Origin of the sequence: Methylophilus sp. DW102, from assembly GCF_037076555.1 — a bacterium.
In the GTDB taxonomy this organism is placed as follows: Bacteria; Pseudomonadota; Gammaproteobacteria; order Burkholderiales; family Methylophilaceae; genus Methylophilus; species Methylophilus glucosoxydans.
Genome location: NZ_AP029023.1, coordinates 1,399,616 through 1,415,208, shown reverse-complemented (window position 1 = coordinate 1,415,208; position 15,593 = coordinate 1,399,616). Strand labels below are relative to the sequence as shown.

Annotated in this window: 15 protein-coding genes; 1 reads left to right on the top strand and 14 read right to left on the bottom strand. The window is 51.5% G+C overall.

Going from position 1 to position 15,593, the window contains the following annotated elements:
- The 5 genes from AACH41_RS06445 to pabC all read right to left on the bottom strand — a co-directional run bounded on the left by AACH41_RS06445 (position 1) and on the right by pabC (position 3,957).
- Complete coding sequence (locus AACH41_RS06445; RefSeq protein ID WP_275355029.1) at positions 1–363, bottom strand: PilZ domain-containing protein; 363 nt, start codon at positions 361–363, stop codon at positions 1–3.
- Between the two features lie 124 nt (positions 364–487).
- Positions 488–1,498, bottom strand: coding sequence for a DNA polymerase III subunit delta' (gene holB, locus AACH41_RS06440; RefSeq protein ID WP_338657506.1), 1,011 nt, complete (start codon positions 1,496–1,498; stop codon positions 488–490).
- Positions 1,492–2,097, bottom strand: a complete 606-nt coding sequence (tmk, locus tag AACH41_RS06435; RefSeq protein WP_338657505.1) for a dTMP kinase — start codon at positions 2,095–2,097, stop codon at positions 1,492–1,494. The genes holB and tmk overlap by 7 nt, the downstream gene beginning before the upstream one ends.
- Positions 2,098–2,126: 29 nt before the next feature.
- Complete coding sequence (gene mltG, locus AACH41_RS06430) at positions 2,127–3,131, bottom strand: endolytic transglycosylase MltG (RefSeq protein ID WP_338657504.1); 1,005 nt, start codon at positions 3,129–3,131, stop codon at positions 2,127–2,129.
- The gene (pabC, locus tag AACH41_RS06425; RefSeq protein WP_338657503.1) at positions 3,118–3,957 is read right to left on the bottom strand and encodes an aminodeoxychorismate lyase; all 840 of its coding nucleotides are present in this window, start codon (positions 3,955–3,957) and stop codon (positions 3,118–3,120) included. Before pabC ends, mltG begins: the two co-directional genes overlap by 14 nt.
- Before the next feature lie 211 nt (positions 3,958–4,168).
- Here pabC and AACH41_RS06420 point away from each other — a divergent pair, with 211 nt between their 5' ends.
- Positions 4,169–4,612, top strand: coding sequence for a hypothetical protein (locus AACH41_RS06420; RefSeq protein ID WP_338657502.1), 444 nt, complete (start codon positions 4,169–4,171; stop codon positions 4,610–4,612).
- Between the two features lie 109 nt (positions 4,613–4,721).
- Here the strand turns inward: AACH41_RS06420 and AACH41_RS06415 are convergent, their stop codons facing one another.
- The 9 genes from AACH41_RS06415 to AACH41_RS06375 all read right to left on the bottom strand — a co-directional run bounded on the left by AACH41_RS06415 (position 4,722) and on the right by AACH41_RS06375 (position 15,549).
- Positions 4,722–5,216 (bottom strand): YbaK/EbsC family protein, encoded by a 495-nt coding sequence (locus tag AACH41_RS06415; protein WP_338657501.1) that lies wholly within the window; start codon positions 5,214–5,216, stop codon positions 4,722–4,724.
- A gap of 191 nt (positions 5,217–5,407) precedes the next feature.
- On the bottom strand, positions 5,408–5,782 hold the full coding sequence (locus tag AACH41_RS06410) for a nucleotide pyrophosphohydrolase (protein WP_313988959.1): 375 nt from the start codon (positions 5,780–5,782) through the stop codon (positions 5,408–5,410).
- A gap of 34 nt (positions 5,783–5,816) precedes the next feature.
- Entirely contained in the window at positions 5,817–7,775 is a 1,959-nt protein-coding gene (locus tag AACH41_RS06405) for an EAL domain-containing protein (protein WP_338657500.1), read from the bottom strand.
- A gap of 575 nt (positions 7,776–8,350) precedes the next feature.
- Positions 8,351–9,502, bottom strand: coding sequence for a class I SAM-dependent RNA methyltransferase (locus AACH41_RS06400; RefSeq protein ID WP_338657499.1), 1,152 nt, complete (start codon positions 9,500–9,502; stop codon positions 8,351–8,353).
- Positions 9,495–10,286, bottom strand: a complete 792-nt coding sequence (locus tag AACH41_RS06395) for a polyamine aminopropyltransferase (RefSeq protein WP_338657498.1) — start codon at positions 10,284–10,286, stop codon at positions 9,495–9,497. The genes AACH41_RS06400 and AACH41_RS06395 overlap by 8 nt, the downstream gene beginning before the upstream one ends.
- Positions 10,279–12,180, bottom strand: a complete 1,902-nt coding sequence (locus AACH41_RS06390) for an RNB domain-containing ribonuclease (protein ID WP_338657497.1) — start codon at positions 12,178–12,180, stop codon at positions 10,279–10,281. Before AACH41_RS06390 ends, AACH41_RS06395 begins: the two co-directional genes overlap by 8 nt.
- Positions 12,181–12,273: 93 nt before the next feature.
- Positions 12,274–14,397, bottom strand: coding sequence for an IPTL-CTERM sorting domain-containing protein (locus AACH41_RS06385; protein ID WP_338657496.1), 2,124 nt, complete (start codon positions 14,395–14,397; stop codon positions 12,274–12,276).
- Between the two features lie 139 nt (positions 14,398–14,536).
- Positions 14,537–15,097 carry a hypothetical protein gene (locus tag AACH41_RS06380; protein ID WP_338657495.1) on the bottom strand — a complete coding sequence of 187 codons (561 nt, stop codon included), beginning with the start codon at positions 15,095–15,097 and terminating at the stop codon, positions 14,537–14,539.
- Positions 15,082–15,549 (bottom strand): hypothetical protein, encoded by a 468-nt coding sequence (locus AACH41_RS06375; RefSeq protein ID WP_338657494.1) that lies wholly within the window; start codon positions 15,547–15,549, stop codon positions 15,082–15,084. The genes AACH41_RS06380 and AACH41_RS06375 overlap by 16 nt, the downstream gene beginning before the upstream one ends.
- Positions 15,550–15,593 lie beyond the last annotated feature (44 nt).

The following is a 15,593-nucleotide window of genomic DNA, read 5'->3' as shown; positions in this document are numbered from 1 at the left end:
CTAAATGGTATTCGACGGTCGGCTAGATTTGAGTGCGGCACCCAAGATAGATTCAATCCGTTTTTTGGCTTCGGCACCGCCATCTTTGTCACTAAACTGAATGCCTATGCCTTGCGGCTTGTTGTTGACCGCCTGCGGCGTGATCCAGATCACCTTACCTACCACTTTGAGCTTGTTTGGATCATTGAGCAAAGTGAGCAACATAAACACTTCTTCGCCCATTTTAAAAGACTTGCTGGTGGGGATAAACAAGCCCCCGCCTTTGACAAAAGGCATATACGCCGCAAACAGGGCGGCTTTTTCTCGAATCGCCAGCGACAACACACCAGGTTTTGCCGCTGCAGAAGGTTGCATCTCGGTCATGACATCAGCTCCAGAGTACGTTAGCGGTTAATGAAGGATACAGGGATAGTGACTACTTGAGCACAATACTGCTTTGCACGTTGTTGTTTCTAACACCGCGCGCCTTGCACCTGATCTCGCGCACTCACTTATTCGGTTTATCCTCAAATATTTTTTTGTATTGCAACAACAGCTGCTCCAACTGCAACTCCTGATTGAGCGGATGTTGTGCGGTCATTTTAAAACGATTTAGCTGTTGCTGAAACGCCAGCAGCCGCGATAACTGCACACGCCCGGCCAGCCCCTGCAAAGCTGCTGCCTCTGAGGGGTGGTAGCGCAAAGGTTGCTGATGGCAGGACAACCACACGTCCAACAACCACTTTTGCAACACTTGTATCGCCGCCTCCATGCCTTGCTTGATCAGCAGCGGCACCGCAGCCACCACGTCCATCTCGGCACCGCGGCGTAAGTGCGGTTGAAACTGCTGATACCAGGCATACCAGTCCAGGTCGTCTTGCAGCACGGTAATAGGCGCCCCGCCACTGTAGTGCCAGAGCCATTCGGGTTGAGCAATGCCTTGTGACTGCATCCATTGCAAGCCTTGTGATTCACTGGGCACCGGCATCTCCACCTGCATGCAGCGGCTCAGGATGGTCGGCAGCAACGCTTGTCTTTGATGTGAGACCAACAAAAACTGCGTGCGTTGCGGCGGTTCTTCCAGCAACTTGAGCAAGGCATTGGACGCCGCGACATTCATGGCTTCCAGCGGGTGAATCAACACCACGCGCATGCCTTCAACACGGTGACTGCTCAGCGATAAATAATCATGCAAGGCGCGAATCTGGTCGATGAGGATTTGCTGCCGCTTGCGGGTTTTCTTTTTGCTGCCCTCAGCGCTGTCTTCATCTTCTGGCGTGATCTCCCTAAAATCAGGGTGCGCGCCTTCGGATAGCCAGTGACAGGACTGACACTGACCGCAAGCATGGCCGTGTTCAGGCTGCAAGCACAGCAAGGCAGCGGCCATCGCGCGCGCAAAAGCCAGTTTGCCGATGCCAGTTTTGCCATGCAACAACAGCGCATGGTGGCGTGACTGGCCTGCTTGCATCCATTGTGCAAATAACGTGGCCTGCCATGGGTACTCTTGGGTCATCAACATTGGCGGATGATTTCTGCAACACTCTGCTGCACGTCAAGCAGGGGGCGATTGGCATCTATGACTCTGAAGCGTTGCGGATATTGGGCAGCCCGCGCAAGATATTGCGCGCGCAACAGCTCAAAAAACGCCGCGCCCTGCGCTTCAAATTTATCCGGGGTGCGTGCGCCCGCCAACCGTTGCAGACTCACCTCTACCGGCACATCAAACAGCAAGGTCAGGTCTGGTTGCAAGTCGCCCTGCACCCACTGCTCAAGCTGCTGCATTTTTTCCATGGCCAGGCCACGAGCGCCACATTGATACGCATAAGAAGCATCGGTAAAACGGTCTGATAGCACAATCGCGCCGCGCTGCAAGGCGGGCAGAATGACTTGCTGCAAATGCTCGGCGCGCGCCGCAAACATTAGCAGCGACTCTGTCTCCACATGCATCTCACGATGCAAGAGCAAGGCACGCAGCTCTTCGCCCAAAGGCGTGCCACCGGGTTCGCGCGTAGACACCACTTCTCTGCCGGTCGCTTGCAGCAACTCAAGAATAGTGGGGATATGCGTACTTTTACCCGCACCATCCATGCCTTCCAGCGTAATAAACAACCCTGCCATGTCCCGATTTCCCTTTAACTTTACGACAACTATTTTTTTAACTGGTACGCCCGCACCGCCTGGTTATGCGCTTCGAGTGTCGCGGTAAACACATGCCTGCCCTGGCCGTTGGCAACAAAATACAAGGCGTTGGTATTGGCCGGATGCAATGCCGCCTGAATCGAGGCCAGGCCAGGCAAAGCAATCGGCGTCGGCGGCAAGCCGCTGCGCGTATAGGTGTTATACGGCGTATCCGCCAGCAAGTCTTTTTTGCTGATATTGCCACGGTAACGCGTGCCCATGCCATAAATCACGGTGGGATCCGTTTGCAGGCGCATGCCTTTGCGCAGGCGGTTCACAAACACACCGGCAATCTGCGGCCGTTCTTCTTCCACACCGGTTTCTTTCTCTACAATTGAGGCCATAATCAAGGCCTCATACATGGTGCGGTAAGGCAGGCCCGATGCGCGTTGCTCCCACGCCTGATTCAAGTGCTGCACCATTTTTTGATAAGCGCGCTTATACAAATCTAGGTCACTGCTTTGCGCATCCAGAAAATACGTATCCGGGAAAAACCAGCCTTCGGGGGCATCGTTCTGGCCGCTCACCTGTTGCATCAGTTCCTGGTCGGACAACATGAGCGTGTCATGGCGGATACCTGTCATTTGCGCCAGCTTTTGCCTGAAATCGGCAAAGGTTTTACCCTCGGTCAATTGCAGTTTGAACTGGTCAAACGTGCCATGCTTGAGCACATCAATGAGGCCCATCACTTGCAAGGGCGTATTAAAGGCATAATCGCCCGCCTGCAACTTGTTGGCACTGCCCGTGAGTTTCACCACCAGCAAAAAACTGTAAGGCTCGGTGAGCACGCCAGAAGCCACCAACTGGTCGGCAATCGCTCGCACACTGGCCCCGGCTGGAATTTGAATGCCTATGGTTTCTGAGGCCATGGGCAGCGGGCGGATCAAAAAGATCACGATCCAGATGGCTAATGCCAGTGTCGTCAGGCCCAACAAGGCCAAACTGTATTGAAAAAAACGTTTAATGAACAACATAATGCAACTGGGTTCTGAGGGTGTGTGCCCAATCATTGTGTGCCAATGGCTGCGCATCAAGCTGCGTCACCTGTAACACGCCATAGACACTGTTGGTGATAATCACGGCATCGGCAGTGAGCACATTTTGTACGGTCAACCGGGTCAAGCTGACCGGCTGGCCTTGCGTTTTATACCAGTCCAGAATTTTTTGCCGCATGACCCCGGCCACGCCACACTGGTCCAATATCGGGGTCATGACCTGCCCGGCCTTGTGAATAAAAAGATTGCCGCTCACTGCTTCGATCACCTGATCCTGGTAATCCAGCATCAAGCCGTCAAAAAAGCGGGGGTCTTTCAGTTCGGCCCGGGCCAACACATTTTCTAGCCGGTTTAAGTGCTTGATACCCGCTAACAAAGGCTGGCTGGCCAGTCGGGTCTGGCACTGATAGAGCGCGACCCCCTGGGTATATATGGCCTCAGGATAGACTGGCAAAGGGCTCCAGACAAACACGCGGGTTGGTTCGGCGATGGCGGGGGGCGCATAGCCGCGGGCACCATCACCACGCGTAATGATGATTTTGACTACGCCGGATAATTTGTTCTCACCCTCACCGGCAGACATCAGGCTTTTGAATTCTTGCATCAGCAATTCAGCCGACGGACAGACCATCAGGATTTTGCTGCAATCCGCAACTAGGGTTTGATAATGCAGGGGCCAGTCTTGCAGTTCACCATCGAGCAGGCGCATGGTGCGAAAAATGCCATCGCCATAAGCAAAACCGCGGTTGGTCGGGCTCACGCCGCTCACCAGTCTCCCATTCACGCAGTAACGCACCAAACTCATGTTTCGCCATTAAATATCTGTGTTTCTAACAAGGCTGAACCTTACCATAAATCTGCTGGCACTGACGGGTGGCTGGCCAAAAATGCAGGCCAGCACACTGGAAAAATGCGGCAAATTAAAAGAATTAAAGGGTGTTCTAAAGTTTTTTTCTGGCATGCCGTTAACAAGATACGCGGTAATGTGAGCGAAATAATGATTAAGGGCTTCGATCATGTCTATTTCAAGTATACAAAACAGCAATGTGTCGTCGTTATTGAACAAGGCTTACAACACGGATAACAGTGCTGCGACCGGCAAGGTGCAAACCACGGACAGCAAACAGGCTGATGAGACGCCGCAAACTGCGGCAGAAGCCGCTGTTGAAAGCGCCAAAGTGATTCTTGGGGGCCAACAGGCGCCACAAACCTACACAGCGCAAGGCTTGATGCAGCAATTACGCCAGTACCAGCTCGACAACGCTACAGTAATGTTTGGGGACAACAGTGACGACGCCAATCAGGATGCACTGCCCGGTATGCTTGGCAATAACGCTGAGGAGTCAGACAGCAGCAGTCAGGACTGGGCTAGCACCATCAGCAAGAACCCAGGTCAGGCAGCCGTGATGGTCGAGCGCAGTAAAAGTAACTCCCTGAATACGATCCTCAACAACAAATAAGTCGGCAAGTCGTTCAGCTTGACTGACGACCGGACTCAGCACGCAGTGGGCGAGTCTTAACGTCCCTGCGACGCCAGGCACTTACATGCTGCGCGCTTCTAAGCTGAAGTTAAACCTTCACAAACTGCCCAACCGGGTATGCGCTCAACAAGGCTTGCAAATCGCGGCCACTCAGCGCCAGTGCATAGCCGAGCACACCACTGCCAATCACCACCCGATCGTCACTCAACACGCTTTGGTCAACCAGCACGCGCAAGCCAGCGGGCAAAGCAATCGGTGGCACTGCACCAACCACATAGCCGGTGGCCTCAGGCACTTCGTCATATTCTGCCATACGGCACTTACGCTCACTCAAGTGCGCGCGCAACAAGGCCCAATCGGCACGGCCAGCGCCCGCCACAGCGAGCAGACTAAAGCCAGTATGCTCCCCTTTAAACACGACACTACGCACGACCGATTGTGAATCCAGGCCTTGTGCTGTTAGCAGCTCTTCTAGGCTGCGAATCGGTTTTTTGTCTTCACTGAGCGGGATTTCGATGACCTCGAACGCGATGTGTTGCTGCTCGAGCAAACGGGTTACCGGGGAATCCAAAGTTACACGCATGGCTATTCCTTCAATATAACAAACTACATTAAATTCAACATTTAAATGCGCGGGTGCTTCTATCAATTCAAGTTGCTAAGTCAGACAAGACGCGACTAAAAAGTTTTGACGTCGCATATAGCGGATGTGTAAGGAGACATTTTTTATGCGCAACGCAGTATAGCGACGGAAATTGAGTTTATAGAAGTGCCCTATTGATATTCTGTATATTTAGCATTGCTCCCCTTGCATTTCTCAACCGGGTATTTTTGCGCATTCAACTCGATCTTGGCGTTGGTGGCCGCAATCAAGTCTATGCCACACACCTCGGCAATCCGCAGCAGATAAACAAAGGTGTCGGCCAGCTCTTGCCCAACTTTTTCGCGCGTGGCGGCATCCAACTGGCGGCTGTTATCCTCAGTCATCCATTGAAAATGCTCTACCACTTCTGCCGCCTCAACTATCATGGCCATGGCCAGATTTTTTGGGGAATGGAACTGCGCCCAGTCACGTGCCTGCACAAATGCATTAATGCGCTCACGCAAATTCAGTAAAGAGTCAGTCGTTTGGTGTTGGTGTTCAGTCATAAATAAACTCAATAAAACAATAAGATGGGAAGCTTTATTGCTGCGCAAGCAGCGCTGCAAATTCATCGGCAGGCAAGGGGCGGCTAAATAGATAACCTTGCATCTCGTCACAGTCATGCGATTGCAGAAATTCGAGCTGTGCCTGGGTTTCTACCCCTTCTGCGATCACTGTTAATCCCAGACTTTGTGACATTTTGATAATCGCAGTGACAATTGCCGCATCGTTAGCATCCACTTGTATATCACGAATAAAGCTTTTATCGATTTTAATGGTATTTACCGGCAATAGCTTGAGATATGACAGACTGGAATATCCTGTCCCAAAATCATCTACTGATAACCGGACACCCATCTCTTTGAGCTTGTTCAAATCGTTAATCACGGTCACCTCACTCTGAATCGCAACGCTTTCAGTCACCTCCAGTTCGAGATGATAGGGTTGCAGGCCCGTTTGTAATAACACTTTAGTCACTTCTTGTGTAAAGTGCGCATGGTGCAACTCAACCACCGAAACATTAATCGCGATTGGAATCTCGGGCAAACCGGAGTCTTGCCATTTTTTATTTTGCGTACACGCCTCGCGCAATACCCAATGACCAATGTCTCTGATCAAGCCAGAGTCTTCGGCAATCTTGATAAAACGATCTGGCATCATCATGCCCCATTGCGGATGCACCCATCGGATCAGAGCCTCAGCGCCGATGATCTTGCCGGTTTTGATGCTGACTTTTGGCTGATAAAAAAGCAGTAACTCATTGTTTGATATTGCTTTTTGCAAACTGTTTTCCATCGTAAGCTGAGCCGCGACACGTGCACTCATTTCCTTGGTAAAAAACTGGTAATTATTTCTACCTGAATTTTTGGCATGATACATTGCCGCATCCGCATGTCGCGTCAGCACATCGACATTGTCGCCATCATCAGGATATACGGCAATCCCAATACTGGCCGTGATAAACAACTCGTGATTTGCGATGCTGATCGGGTCCTTGATGGAAAACAGTATTTTTTGTGCGATTTCGGCTGGGACGGCATCATCTGTTAACTCTGGCAACAACACTACAAACTCATCCCCGCCCTGGCGACTGAGCGTGTCAGAGGCACGAATGCACATTTGCAGCTTTTTGCTCAATACTTTGAGCAATTGATCGCCCACTTCATGGCCCAGGGTATCATTCACCCGCTTGAAGTGATCTATGTCAAAAAACAGAATGGCAAGCTTGGAACCCCTTCTTTTCGCTGCACTGATCGCTTGCGTAATACGGTCTGTCAGTAACAGTCGATTCGGTAAATCTGTCAGATAATCATGCTCGGCAAGGTAGGTCATTTTTTGTGCCATCTGACGTGCATCACTCACATCATGAAACACCAGCACGACCCCTAGAATATTGCCATCCTGATCACGAATCGGCGCCGCAGAATCTTCAATCGCATATTCAGCGCCAGATTTGGCGATCAGCAAGGTATGATTGGCCAGTCCGCAGACCTTGTTGTGCGCCAGCACCACATCCACCGGGTTAGCAGCCAGCTTGCGGGTGCTTTCATTCAAAATCCTGAACACCTCCAGAATCGGCCGCCCCATTGCCTCGGCTTTGCTCCAGCCTGTCATTTTTTCGGCCACTGGATTCAGATAAGTCACTTCGGACTGCATATTGGTGGTGATCACCGCATCGCCGATGGACTCCAGCGTGACAATTGCCAATTGTTTCTGGTTAAACAGCTCAAGTTCTGTGCGTTTTCTTTGTTCGATCTCCTGTCTTAAACTCGCATTGATATTACTCAGATCTTCCGTACGCGCCTTGACCAGATGCTCAAGATTCAAATTCAATTTTGCCAAGGCCTGTTCTGCGAGCAATCGTTTCTGCACTTCGGACTCTAGCCTGGCAATGGTTGTTTTTAGCTGCTTGGTACTGGTAATCGTCAACGCAACTGGCATCAAGCGCCAAAGCATCACTGCCGTGATCCCTGAAGCCACTGCTGTTAAGCATTTCATTGTGGCATCAAGCCAATAGGCTGGCTCCCAAATGGTTGCAATTGCAATCAAATGCGTTGTTCCACAGGCAAAGATAAACAGGGAAAACATGAAAAATACCCAGTTAAACTCCAAGTCCGCGCGTTTTTAACCAGGTAAAGCAATGCCATCGGAATCGTATAGTAAGAAATCGCAATGACAGTGTCAGAAACAACATACATCCACAACAGGACGGGCGTCCATAAATAACAATGGCCATGGGGCATGAAGTTATCAGGGACCAACAAACTCAACAAAGCATCCATAGCAGCCTCTTAGTTGATTCTTCATTGTTGAAATGTGACGACTTAAATCTGCTTAATCACGTTCAGCATAAGAAATGCTAACGATAATATTTGCCACTATAATTTATACTAAACAATGGAAATGCGGTTCAGATAAAACAATCATTAACATTTGATCCAAACGTGCACTTTGAAACTGCAATGCAATCTGCCAGCGCCTGTCGTCCTTCACAGACACTAGAGATTGCAGCGGATGAATACATGCGAGCTACATTGATGCATAAGGCATCGACGGATAAGAATACAACTGCCCTATTTACGGTTACTTCCTGCCACCATCTTGATTTCAAACAACCGGCATTCCAATGGGCCGTTATACAGTGGTGTTTTCTTGCTGGGGCTCAGACGCATGAGCTTGGGCAGGCGCAAGTCGTTGGTCAGGAAATAGGTATTCCAGCCAGAGAACTTCTGTTTGAGCGCAGCGGCAATTTCGGGGTACAAGGCGGCCAAGGTCTCATCTTCACCAATACGCACGCCATAAGGCGGGTTGGCGACCAGAACACCGCTGTCAGCGGGCGGCACCACTTGCGTGAATTCCCAGTGTGTCAGTTGTACGGCGTCCAGCCAGCCCGCCATTTCCAGGTTCTGCTTGGTGACGCGTACGGCACGTAAATCCATATCCGAGCCGTAAATGCTCTGGAAACTGACCGGCTTGGCAGCTTTGGCTGCGGCATTGCGGATTTTACGGAAAGTATCAGATTCAAAGTTTTTGAGTTTTTCAAAGCCGAAATTGCGATTTAAACCAGGCGCAATATTGAGAGCTATCATCACCGCCTCAAGCAAAAAGGTGCCACTGCCACACATGGGATCCAGCAAGGCCTGGCCCGGCTGCCAGCCGGTGAGCTTGAGAATGCCCGCGGCCAGGTTTTCACGCAACGGCGCTTCTATGCTGTTTTTGCGGTTGCCGCGCTGGTACAGCGGGTTGCCTGAAGTATCGACATACAGTTGGTAGCTGTCGCTGGTCAGGTAGACGTGGACACGCACCGCGGGTTCGCGTGTATCAATGTTCGGGCGGCTGCCGACGGCCTGGCGGAATTTATCACAGATGGCATCTTTGACGCGCAGGGTAATAAATTCCAGGCTTTTAAGCGGGCTGCGCACGGCCGTGACCTTGACCATCATGCTGTGTTTGACATCAAACCAGTTAGGCCAGTTAATTTTGAGCGCGCCCTGGTAAATATCGTCTTCTTTCAGATACTGGCCCCGCCCCACTTGCATGAGAATGCGCGTGGCGACACGCGAATGCAGGTTGGCGTGATAGCACGCCGACAACTCGCCGCTAAAACTGGCACCGCCATCGGTGGCTTTAATGTCGCGCGCCCCGCTCTGCTTGAGTTCGTCGACGAGAATGGCTTCCAGGCCACGTGGGCAGGTTGCGAAAAAATGATTCAGAAAATTAGCCACCGAGTTGAAACTCCTTGCCGTTATTGGGGTTTGCGCCTTGCAGGCGGTCTATGAGGTCGGGAAAGTTGATACGATGCGTCTGCATAGCGTCTTGCGAACGTTTGCGCAACGTCGCCAGATCCGGGATGGGCAGTTCGGCTTTAAAGCCGAACACGATGATGTTACCGGGCTTGCCGGTAGGCATCATGAGCACGCGCTGGTCAAACGTCTGCTCCATGCGCTGCATGTAGATATCAAACTTTTTGTCCGAGCCCCACAGGTTAATCGTAAACAAGCCATCCGGCGTCAGTGCATCGGCACAGTCGTCAAAAAAAGCCTGGGTGCAAAAGTCTGGCGGTAAGCCGTTGCTGCCAAAGGCATCCATCATCAGCCAGTCGACACTGCCAGGATGCTGCTGCAGATAGGTAATACCATCGCCTTCGATGATCTGTAATCGCGCATCGTCATCCGGCACAAAAAAATGGCTGCGGGCGACCTGGATCACTTGCGGATTGAGTTCCACCACCGTTTGCTTGATCTGCGGACAATATTTCCATACATACTTGGCAATCGACCCGCCGCCCAGCCCAACCAGCAATAGTTTGCGCGCGTCCGGCTTGAACAACAAGCTGCTCAGGGCGCCCCAGGAATAGGCCAGGACCAGCGCAAACGGGTCTTTCACGCTCATACTGCTCTGTATGGTCGGCGAGCCCAAGTGCATGGAGCGCACGCCATCCATTTCGGTGACTTCCACCATTTCAAAGTCGGAGACGGCTTTGTGCACTTTACGGTTAAATTTAAACATTAGGCGCCTCCATGCTTGCTTCCACCGCAGCCGCGGCTTCCGTTGAGGGTTCTGTGGTCTCTTCGATCAGGTGCAGAAATTTACAGTCCAGCTCCATCAGTAAAGTATCGACTTTTTGTACCGCCAGCCGGACTTTGCTGCCGGGCTTGGTCGCTGGCAAACTGTGTACCTTGGTCATATAAGGCAAGTTTTGCAGGCGTACCAGATTCTCACGCCAGACCGTTGCGTCGATTTCAGTGATATTTTCCTGGATCAGGTACTGCAAGCACCAGTAGCGCTCCATCCGCGTCTGGAACTCGTTGTAGGCATTATAAGTTTGATCAAAATTGCGCATATGGCCGACAATTTCATCACTGTTGGACGGGTAGACTGGCGGCGTCAGGGTCAACACGCTGATCAGTTGCCGCTGGTTGATCAAATCCACCGCGCGGCGCAACGGCGAGGTACACCAGGCATATTGCGCCACGCCCAGGCCCTGATGGCCTTCGGCTTTGGTGGTCATGTACACTTTGCCACCATTTTGTGCGCGATAAATACCGGGCACTTCGTTTTGCGCCAGTAATAGGCCCCACTGGCTATTGGCGGCAATCATGAGCTCTGCCACCAGTTTATCCATGGGCGAGCCGCGCTGGCGGTTGATAATGCTGACCTTGCCCTCGCTCACATAAAAATTGTAATCCACCGGTTGTGGCCGGGTCGGGTCATATTTACCGCGCGCTTTTTCCAGGCTTTCGGCAAAGCGGAACAAAAATACCAACGGTTGCCATAGCGGATGGCCACTGTCCTCGGTCAGCGTCTGCTCGTTAAAATAAGGCTCCAGCGTGTCGTGGCGCAGATTTTCGATGATGGTTACCTGCTCCAGGCGGCTTTGATGGCTAACAATGCTGAAATCAGGTGCCACTTCCAGATACAGGGACAAAGCCGGCTTTACTTGGCCGGCATCCAAGCTAAACGGACGGATGGCCGCTTCTGGCAACATGGTGATTTTATGCCCAGGCATGTAAACCGTAGACAGCCGCTTCATGACCTCATTATCCAGCGACGCATGCGGCGACACACCCAAGGCTGGTGCAGCAATATGGATGCCGACCTGCGTGTTGCCATTAGGCAGCGCGGTCACCGACAAGGCATCATCAATTTCGGTGGTGGTGCTGTCATCAATACTAAAGGCCTGCACCGCTGACAAAGGCAGCGCCTCGGGGAGATCGGCCAGTGTAAACGGCGGGAACTCCGTGCCATTGGCAAAATATTCGCGTAAAAACGCCCCCAAGTGGTAATCATGAATCGAGACAATGGCGCCACTGGCATGCAGCACTTGCACCGGCAGTTGCTTGAGTTCGCTGGCCGCCTGATCCAGCGCTTTCCACTCCAGGCTGTTTTTATCCGGCGCGTAGAGCAATTGGTCCAGTTTACTGGCAAAGCCGTCTGGCAGACTGTGCACTTTGAGTTGTGCAACCATCTGTGCCAACAGCTCAGCTTGCTGGCGCTTTTTCTCCATCCCCGCCAATGCCGCTTTTAGCGTGTCCTCAGGCGCGGCCTTGTAGCGTCCTTTGCCTTTGCGGTAAAAATACATGGGCGCGCCATGCAATTTGATGGCAATGGCAGCCGCTTGCTGATGACTGGGTTTCCCGCCATAGTATTCCTCGGCCAGGCTTTCAAAACCAAACTCATCCTCGCCACAGCATTCCCATAAAAAATCGGTATCCAGGGTCTCGGCTTCGGCCTGGGCGGCCTCCAGAAAACCGGACAAACTCCCCTCGAACCGCATCAAGACATTGGCGATTTTGATTTTGCTGCGCTTGCCCGAGCTCGCTTCGACCTGCATGCTGCTATCGGCCTCGGACATGATGGAGGCGACTTTAAAGCCGCCATCCTCTTCATAAAATACGTTCATTCAACTGATTCTTTAAAATACAGCCGTAATGATACCTTAGCGCGTTTGATTCAGCGTGCAAGAAATGCCGAGATGAAAAAAGAAAAGGGAGCGCTAAACTCTCTGGAGGTTTCTGCGGTTCAAAAAAATCAACATACAAGCCAGGAGAATGAGACCCCACTCAGGCAGCGTCGGCACATCAGTCACTGTGGAGGCCTGAGTGGCTGGTAACGAAAATGTTGTCGAGTTATTGCCAGTGTCAGCATCCGCCAAGTCAGAATTCACAGAGATGACCAACGGTGGGACATCCTGCGTATTGGTCCACGACAGTTGTACATTAAAACTGCTCGAACTCCCTGCATTCAACTGTGCAACGCGGCAAGTCAGTGTTCTGCCCTGCAATTGGCATCGTTGGTCTGCACTGACCAGATCCGCCCCCGTTGGCAAACTCAGTTGTACGGCAACATTGGTGGCATTCGAGGGCCCGCCATTGGCAACAGTTAAGGTGTAAAGATAAGGCGTGGCCACCGCAAGTTGTTGGTTAGGGCCACTAAAAGTAACGGATAAATTGGCATTTGCCTGCGTGTTCAATTGCCATGACAGTTGATAACTACCGGCACCCGTTTGATTGGTGTTGAGGGCGATATGGTATTGGGTATTTGCGCTAGCTTGAAAATACAGGGGGGAATTCGCATTATCAATGCCTGCTTTAGGCGTTAATGCGCTGATTGCTGTCCCGGTATACACCGCAAGTCTGGGGTTCGCAACACTGCCATTGACGGTAAGCGTTACTTGGCCAGAGGCTGGTGCCGTCCACTGCAACCAGACCGTATTTTGCGCTGCCAGGTCGGCATGGGCTGGCTCGCTCACTTCTGCCGTCGCGAGCAGATTGGTGCCACTGACACTGCCAGAGTCGCCACTCATCAAGGCGGGGTTAGAAAATGAATCATTTTGCGGACGGGCTGCAGCGCTTAAATCCAGCCGGGGTTTGACAAGACTGTTACGACTGTCTGTGACAGGTTTGCCAAAGCTGGTCAATCGCGCTTGAATTTGATCAGCTGTTTCATTAACAAACGCTGACCTTAACACGGCGACCGCACCAGCCACATGCGGAGACGCTTGAGAAGTGCCTGCCATCGTGATCCCTGCTGCGGTGATTAAAGCACCCGGCGCCAGCAGGGTTAAATAATTGGCACTGTTTGAAAAACAAGTGACTTTATCCGCTGCCGAAGCCGTATCGGTACAGTTACTATAGGCCAAGCCTCCAACATTACTGTCGTACACCGCCCCGACTGAAATGGCCGCTGGCGCGCAAGCAGGTGTGCTGATGCCATCCAGATATCCATCATTGCCTGCGGCAACCACCACATTAATGCCGGCATCCTTTGCCCGTTGTATCGGGCTGGTAAAAGGATTGGACTGGCAGGGACTGGTATTTTTATCCGACGCCCCCAAGCTCATGTTAATGGCCACAATGTTGTATGTGGATCGATTGGCAACCGCCCAGTTGATCGCACTTAAAATATCGCTTGTATAAGCGCCGCCACTATTATTGAAGACATTGATTGCTGCAATTTTGGCCTCTGGCGCCACGCCCAATACCGTCGCCGCCACATTGCTACCATGATTTGGGCTGGCATTGGCTGTGCCAGAATTGACGATGGTGTTAGCCACCACCACGCGACACGTCGCCGAGGGCGTCGCCACAGCAGTACAAGGACCAAACGCCGATTTTGTAAAGTCGATGCCATCATCAATCACGACCACGGTGGCCCCTGCCCCCTTGTAGTTGACCTGGCTGACGACAGGCTGATTGATCAAAGGCAAGCTCTGCGTGAGTACCTTGTGCATGATCCGGTCAACATACACGGCCTTGATGTTGCCATTGGCCATGAAGGTTTTGAGCGACCTGAGCGATTTAAAACGCTTTAAGCTCAGTGGCAAGTATGGATAGTCTTTAACTCCCTGGATGCCCTGCTGCAGCTCTAGCGTTTTCATTTGGCTTTTAAGTGAAGCATACGCCTTGCGCTTGATTGCCAACACATCGTCATTATCGGTCTTGAGCCGCTTATTCAAGCGGGTTGCGATCAGGCTTTTATTCACAGACGCATCATCATATTCAACAATTAAATCCTGTGTCTCGCCCTGATTAAAACGGGTCAGGATTTCTTGCTCAATGTCTGCTGCATGAGAAAAGGTAGAAAAAGTGATGAGGAAATACAGCAGTAAAAAAGGCATCGTGCGATATCAAGCATAGATTGTAATTAGCTTGCAGATGCTAATTTTTATTTATGAAGGCTTGATGAAGGCAGAACCATGCCCTGCAGGATGCGGGTATTGAGGGACCATGGCAAGCCCCCGCTGTACTCTCAAGCAGCTAAGCCAAGAAAATGGCCAAACAGCCTATCATCAATCCCAATATTAACCGGCCACCGTTTTCAAGTACCTGCTGCCAATCAGTCAAGATTGAAAAGTCTGCAATGCCATAGTGCGCATCAATCATTTGCCACAAGGCCGCCAGCAAGACGAATGGCACATCGATGCACCACACCAGCAGCGTGCCTAGCAGCCCGTAAGCAAGGGCCAGCAAGCGTTTACGCATAAGGATCTCTGGCCAGGACAAGATCAGCGCGAGGCATACCGCCAGGCTTTGCCAAAGATGCACCAGCGTCGTACTGGCATGCGCAACGCCGCTGGGGTCCACTTCAATAAAATGCTTTCCCAACCAGAAAGACTTTGCCAATCTCACCTCAAAGTCGATGACTTGCGCATCGCCTACTGTCGTCACCTGGGCAGAGATCACCTCGAAATGACCATCAATCAAAGTCAATAGCCCCTTAAAAAGTGGTAAAAGTGCCTGGATACAGGGACTGAAAAATGCATTGAGCGCCAGCCCAATGCCCAAGACATAACAGAAAAACATTATTGCAAAGCGCATATGGACTCATCATCCGCCAGAGGTTGGGTAGAGGCGGCCAGCCACCATGCATAAAATATTCCGGTGGCGCCCAACATTAAAAAAGGCGCAAAAATACCGTGGGTAAAGGTAAAGTACTGGCGATCGTGCTGCAATATCTCAAACAACAGCAGCAACCGTAGTTGATTGATTAAAAATAAAAACAGTAACCCATATAAGGCACCCAGCAGCTTTTGCCGCAGGCTTAATGTTGAGCTTAACAGTGCAGCGATCAACATTAGCATTATGTCCACCCCATCACAGCCATTGGCAATATTCATGCTGGCATGTGCGCCTGTCAGCAGGCTGCCTGCCACCGTCACTTGTTCGTCCGCCAGCCAGCCTATCGTAAAAGCCAATGTCCGGGTAATGACCTCGTTGATCCACCATACCCCTACGCCAGTATCGGCAACACTCAACCAAATTTGCTGCATAACGATAAACAGACAAAAAAATATCAGCACACCTTTCAACTTTT

Coding starts and splice junctions, on each gene's coding strand:
- AACH41_RS06445 (WP_275355029.1), bottom strand. CDS start 363: ATGACCGAGATGCAACCTTCTGCAGCGGCAAAACCTGGTGTGTTGTCG.
- AACH41_RS06380 (WP_338657495.1), bottom strand. CDS start 15,097: ATGCGCTTTGCAATAATGTTTTTCTGTTATGTCTTGGGCATTGGGCTG.
- AACH41_RS06390 (WP_338657497.1), bottom strand. CDS start 12,180: ATGAACGTATTTTATGAAGAGGATGGCGGCTTTAAAGTCGCCTCCATC.
- AACH41_RS06385 (WP_338657496.1), bottom strand. CDS start 14,397: ATGCCTTTTTTACTGCTGTATTTCCTCATCACTTTTTCTACCTTTTCT.
- AACH41_RS06395 (WP_338657498.1), bottom strand. CDS start 10,286: ATGTTTAAATTTAACCGTAAAGTGCACAAAGCCGTCTCCGACTTTGAA.
- AACH41_RS06415 (WP_338657501.1), bottom strand. CDS start 5,216: ATGCGTGTAACTTTGGATTCCCCGGTAACCCGTTTGCTCGAGCAGCAA.
- pabC (WP_338657503.1), bottom strand. CDS start 3,957: ATGAGTTTGGTGCGTTACTGCGTGAATGGGAGACTGGTGAGCGGCGTG.
- AACH41_RS06405 (WP_338657500.1), bottom strand. CDS start 7,775: ATGAAATGCTTAACAGCAGTGGCTTCAGGGATCACGGCAGTGATGCTT.
- AACH41_RS06420 (WP_338657502.1), top strand. CDS start 4,169: ATGTCTATTTCAAGTATACAAAACAGCAATGTGTCGTCGTTATTGAAC.
- AACH41_RS06375 (WP_338657494.1), bottom strand. CDS start 15,549: ATGCAGCAAATTTGGTTGAGTGTTGCCGATACTGGCGTAGGGGTATGG.
- tmk (WP_338657505.1), bottom strand. CDS start 2,097: ATGGCAGGGTTGTTTATTACGCTGGAAGGCATGGATGGTGCGGGTAAA.
- AACH41_RS06410 (WP_313988959.1), bottom strand. CDS start 5,782: ATGACTGAACACCAACACCAAACGACTGACTCTTTACTGAATTTGCGT.
- holB (WP_338657506.1), bottom strand. CDS start 1,498: ATGTTGATGACCCAAGAGTACCCATGGCAGGCCACGTTATTTGCACAA.
- mltG (WP_338657504.1), bottom strand. CDS start 3,131: ATGTTGTTCATTAAACGTTTTTTTCAATACAGTTTGGCCTTGTTGGGC.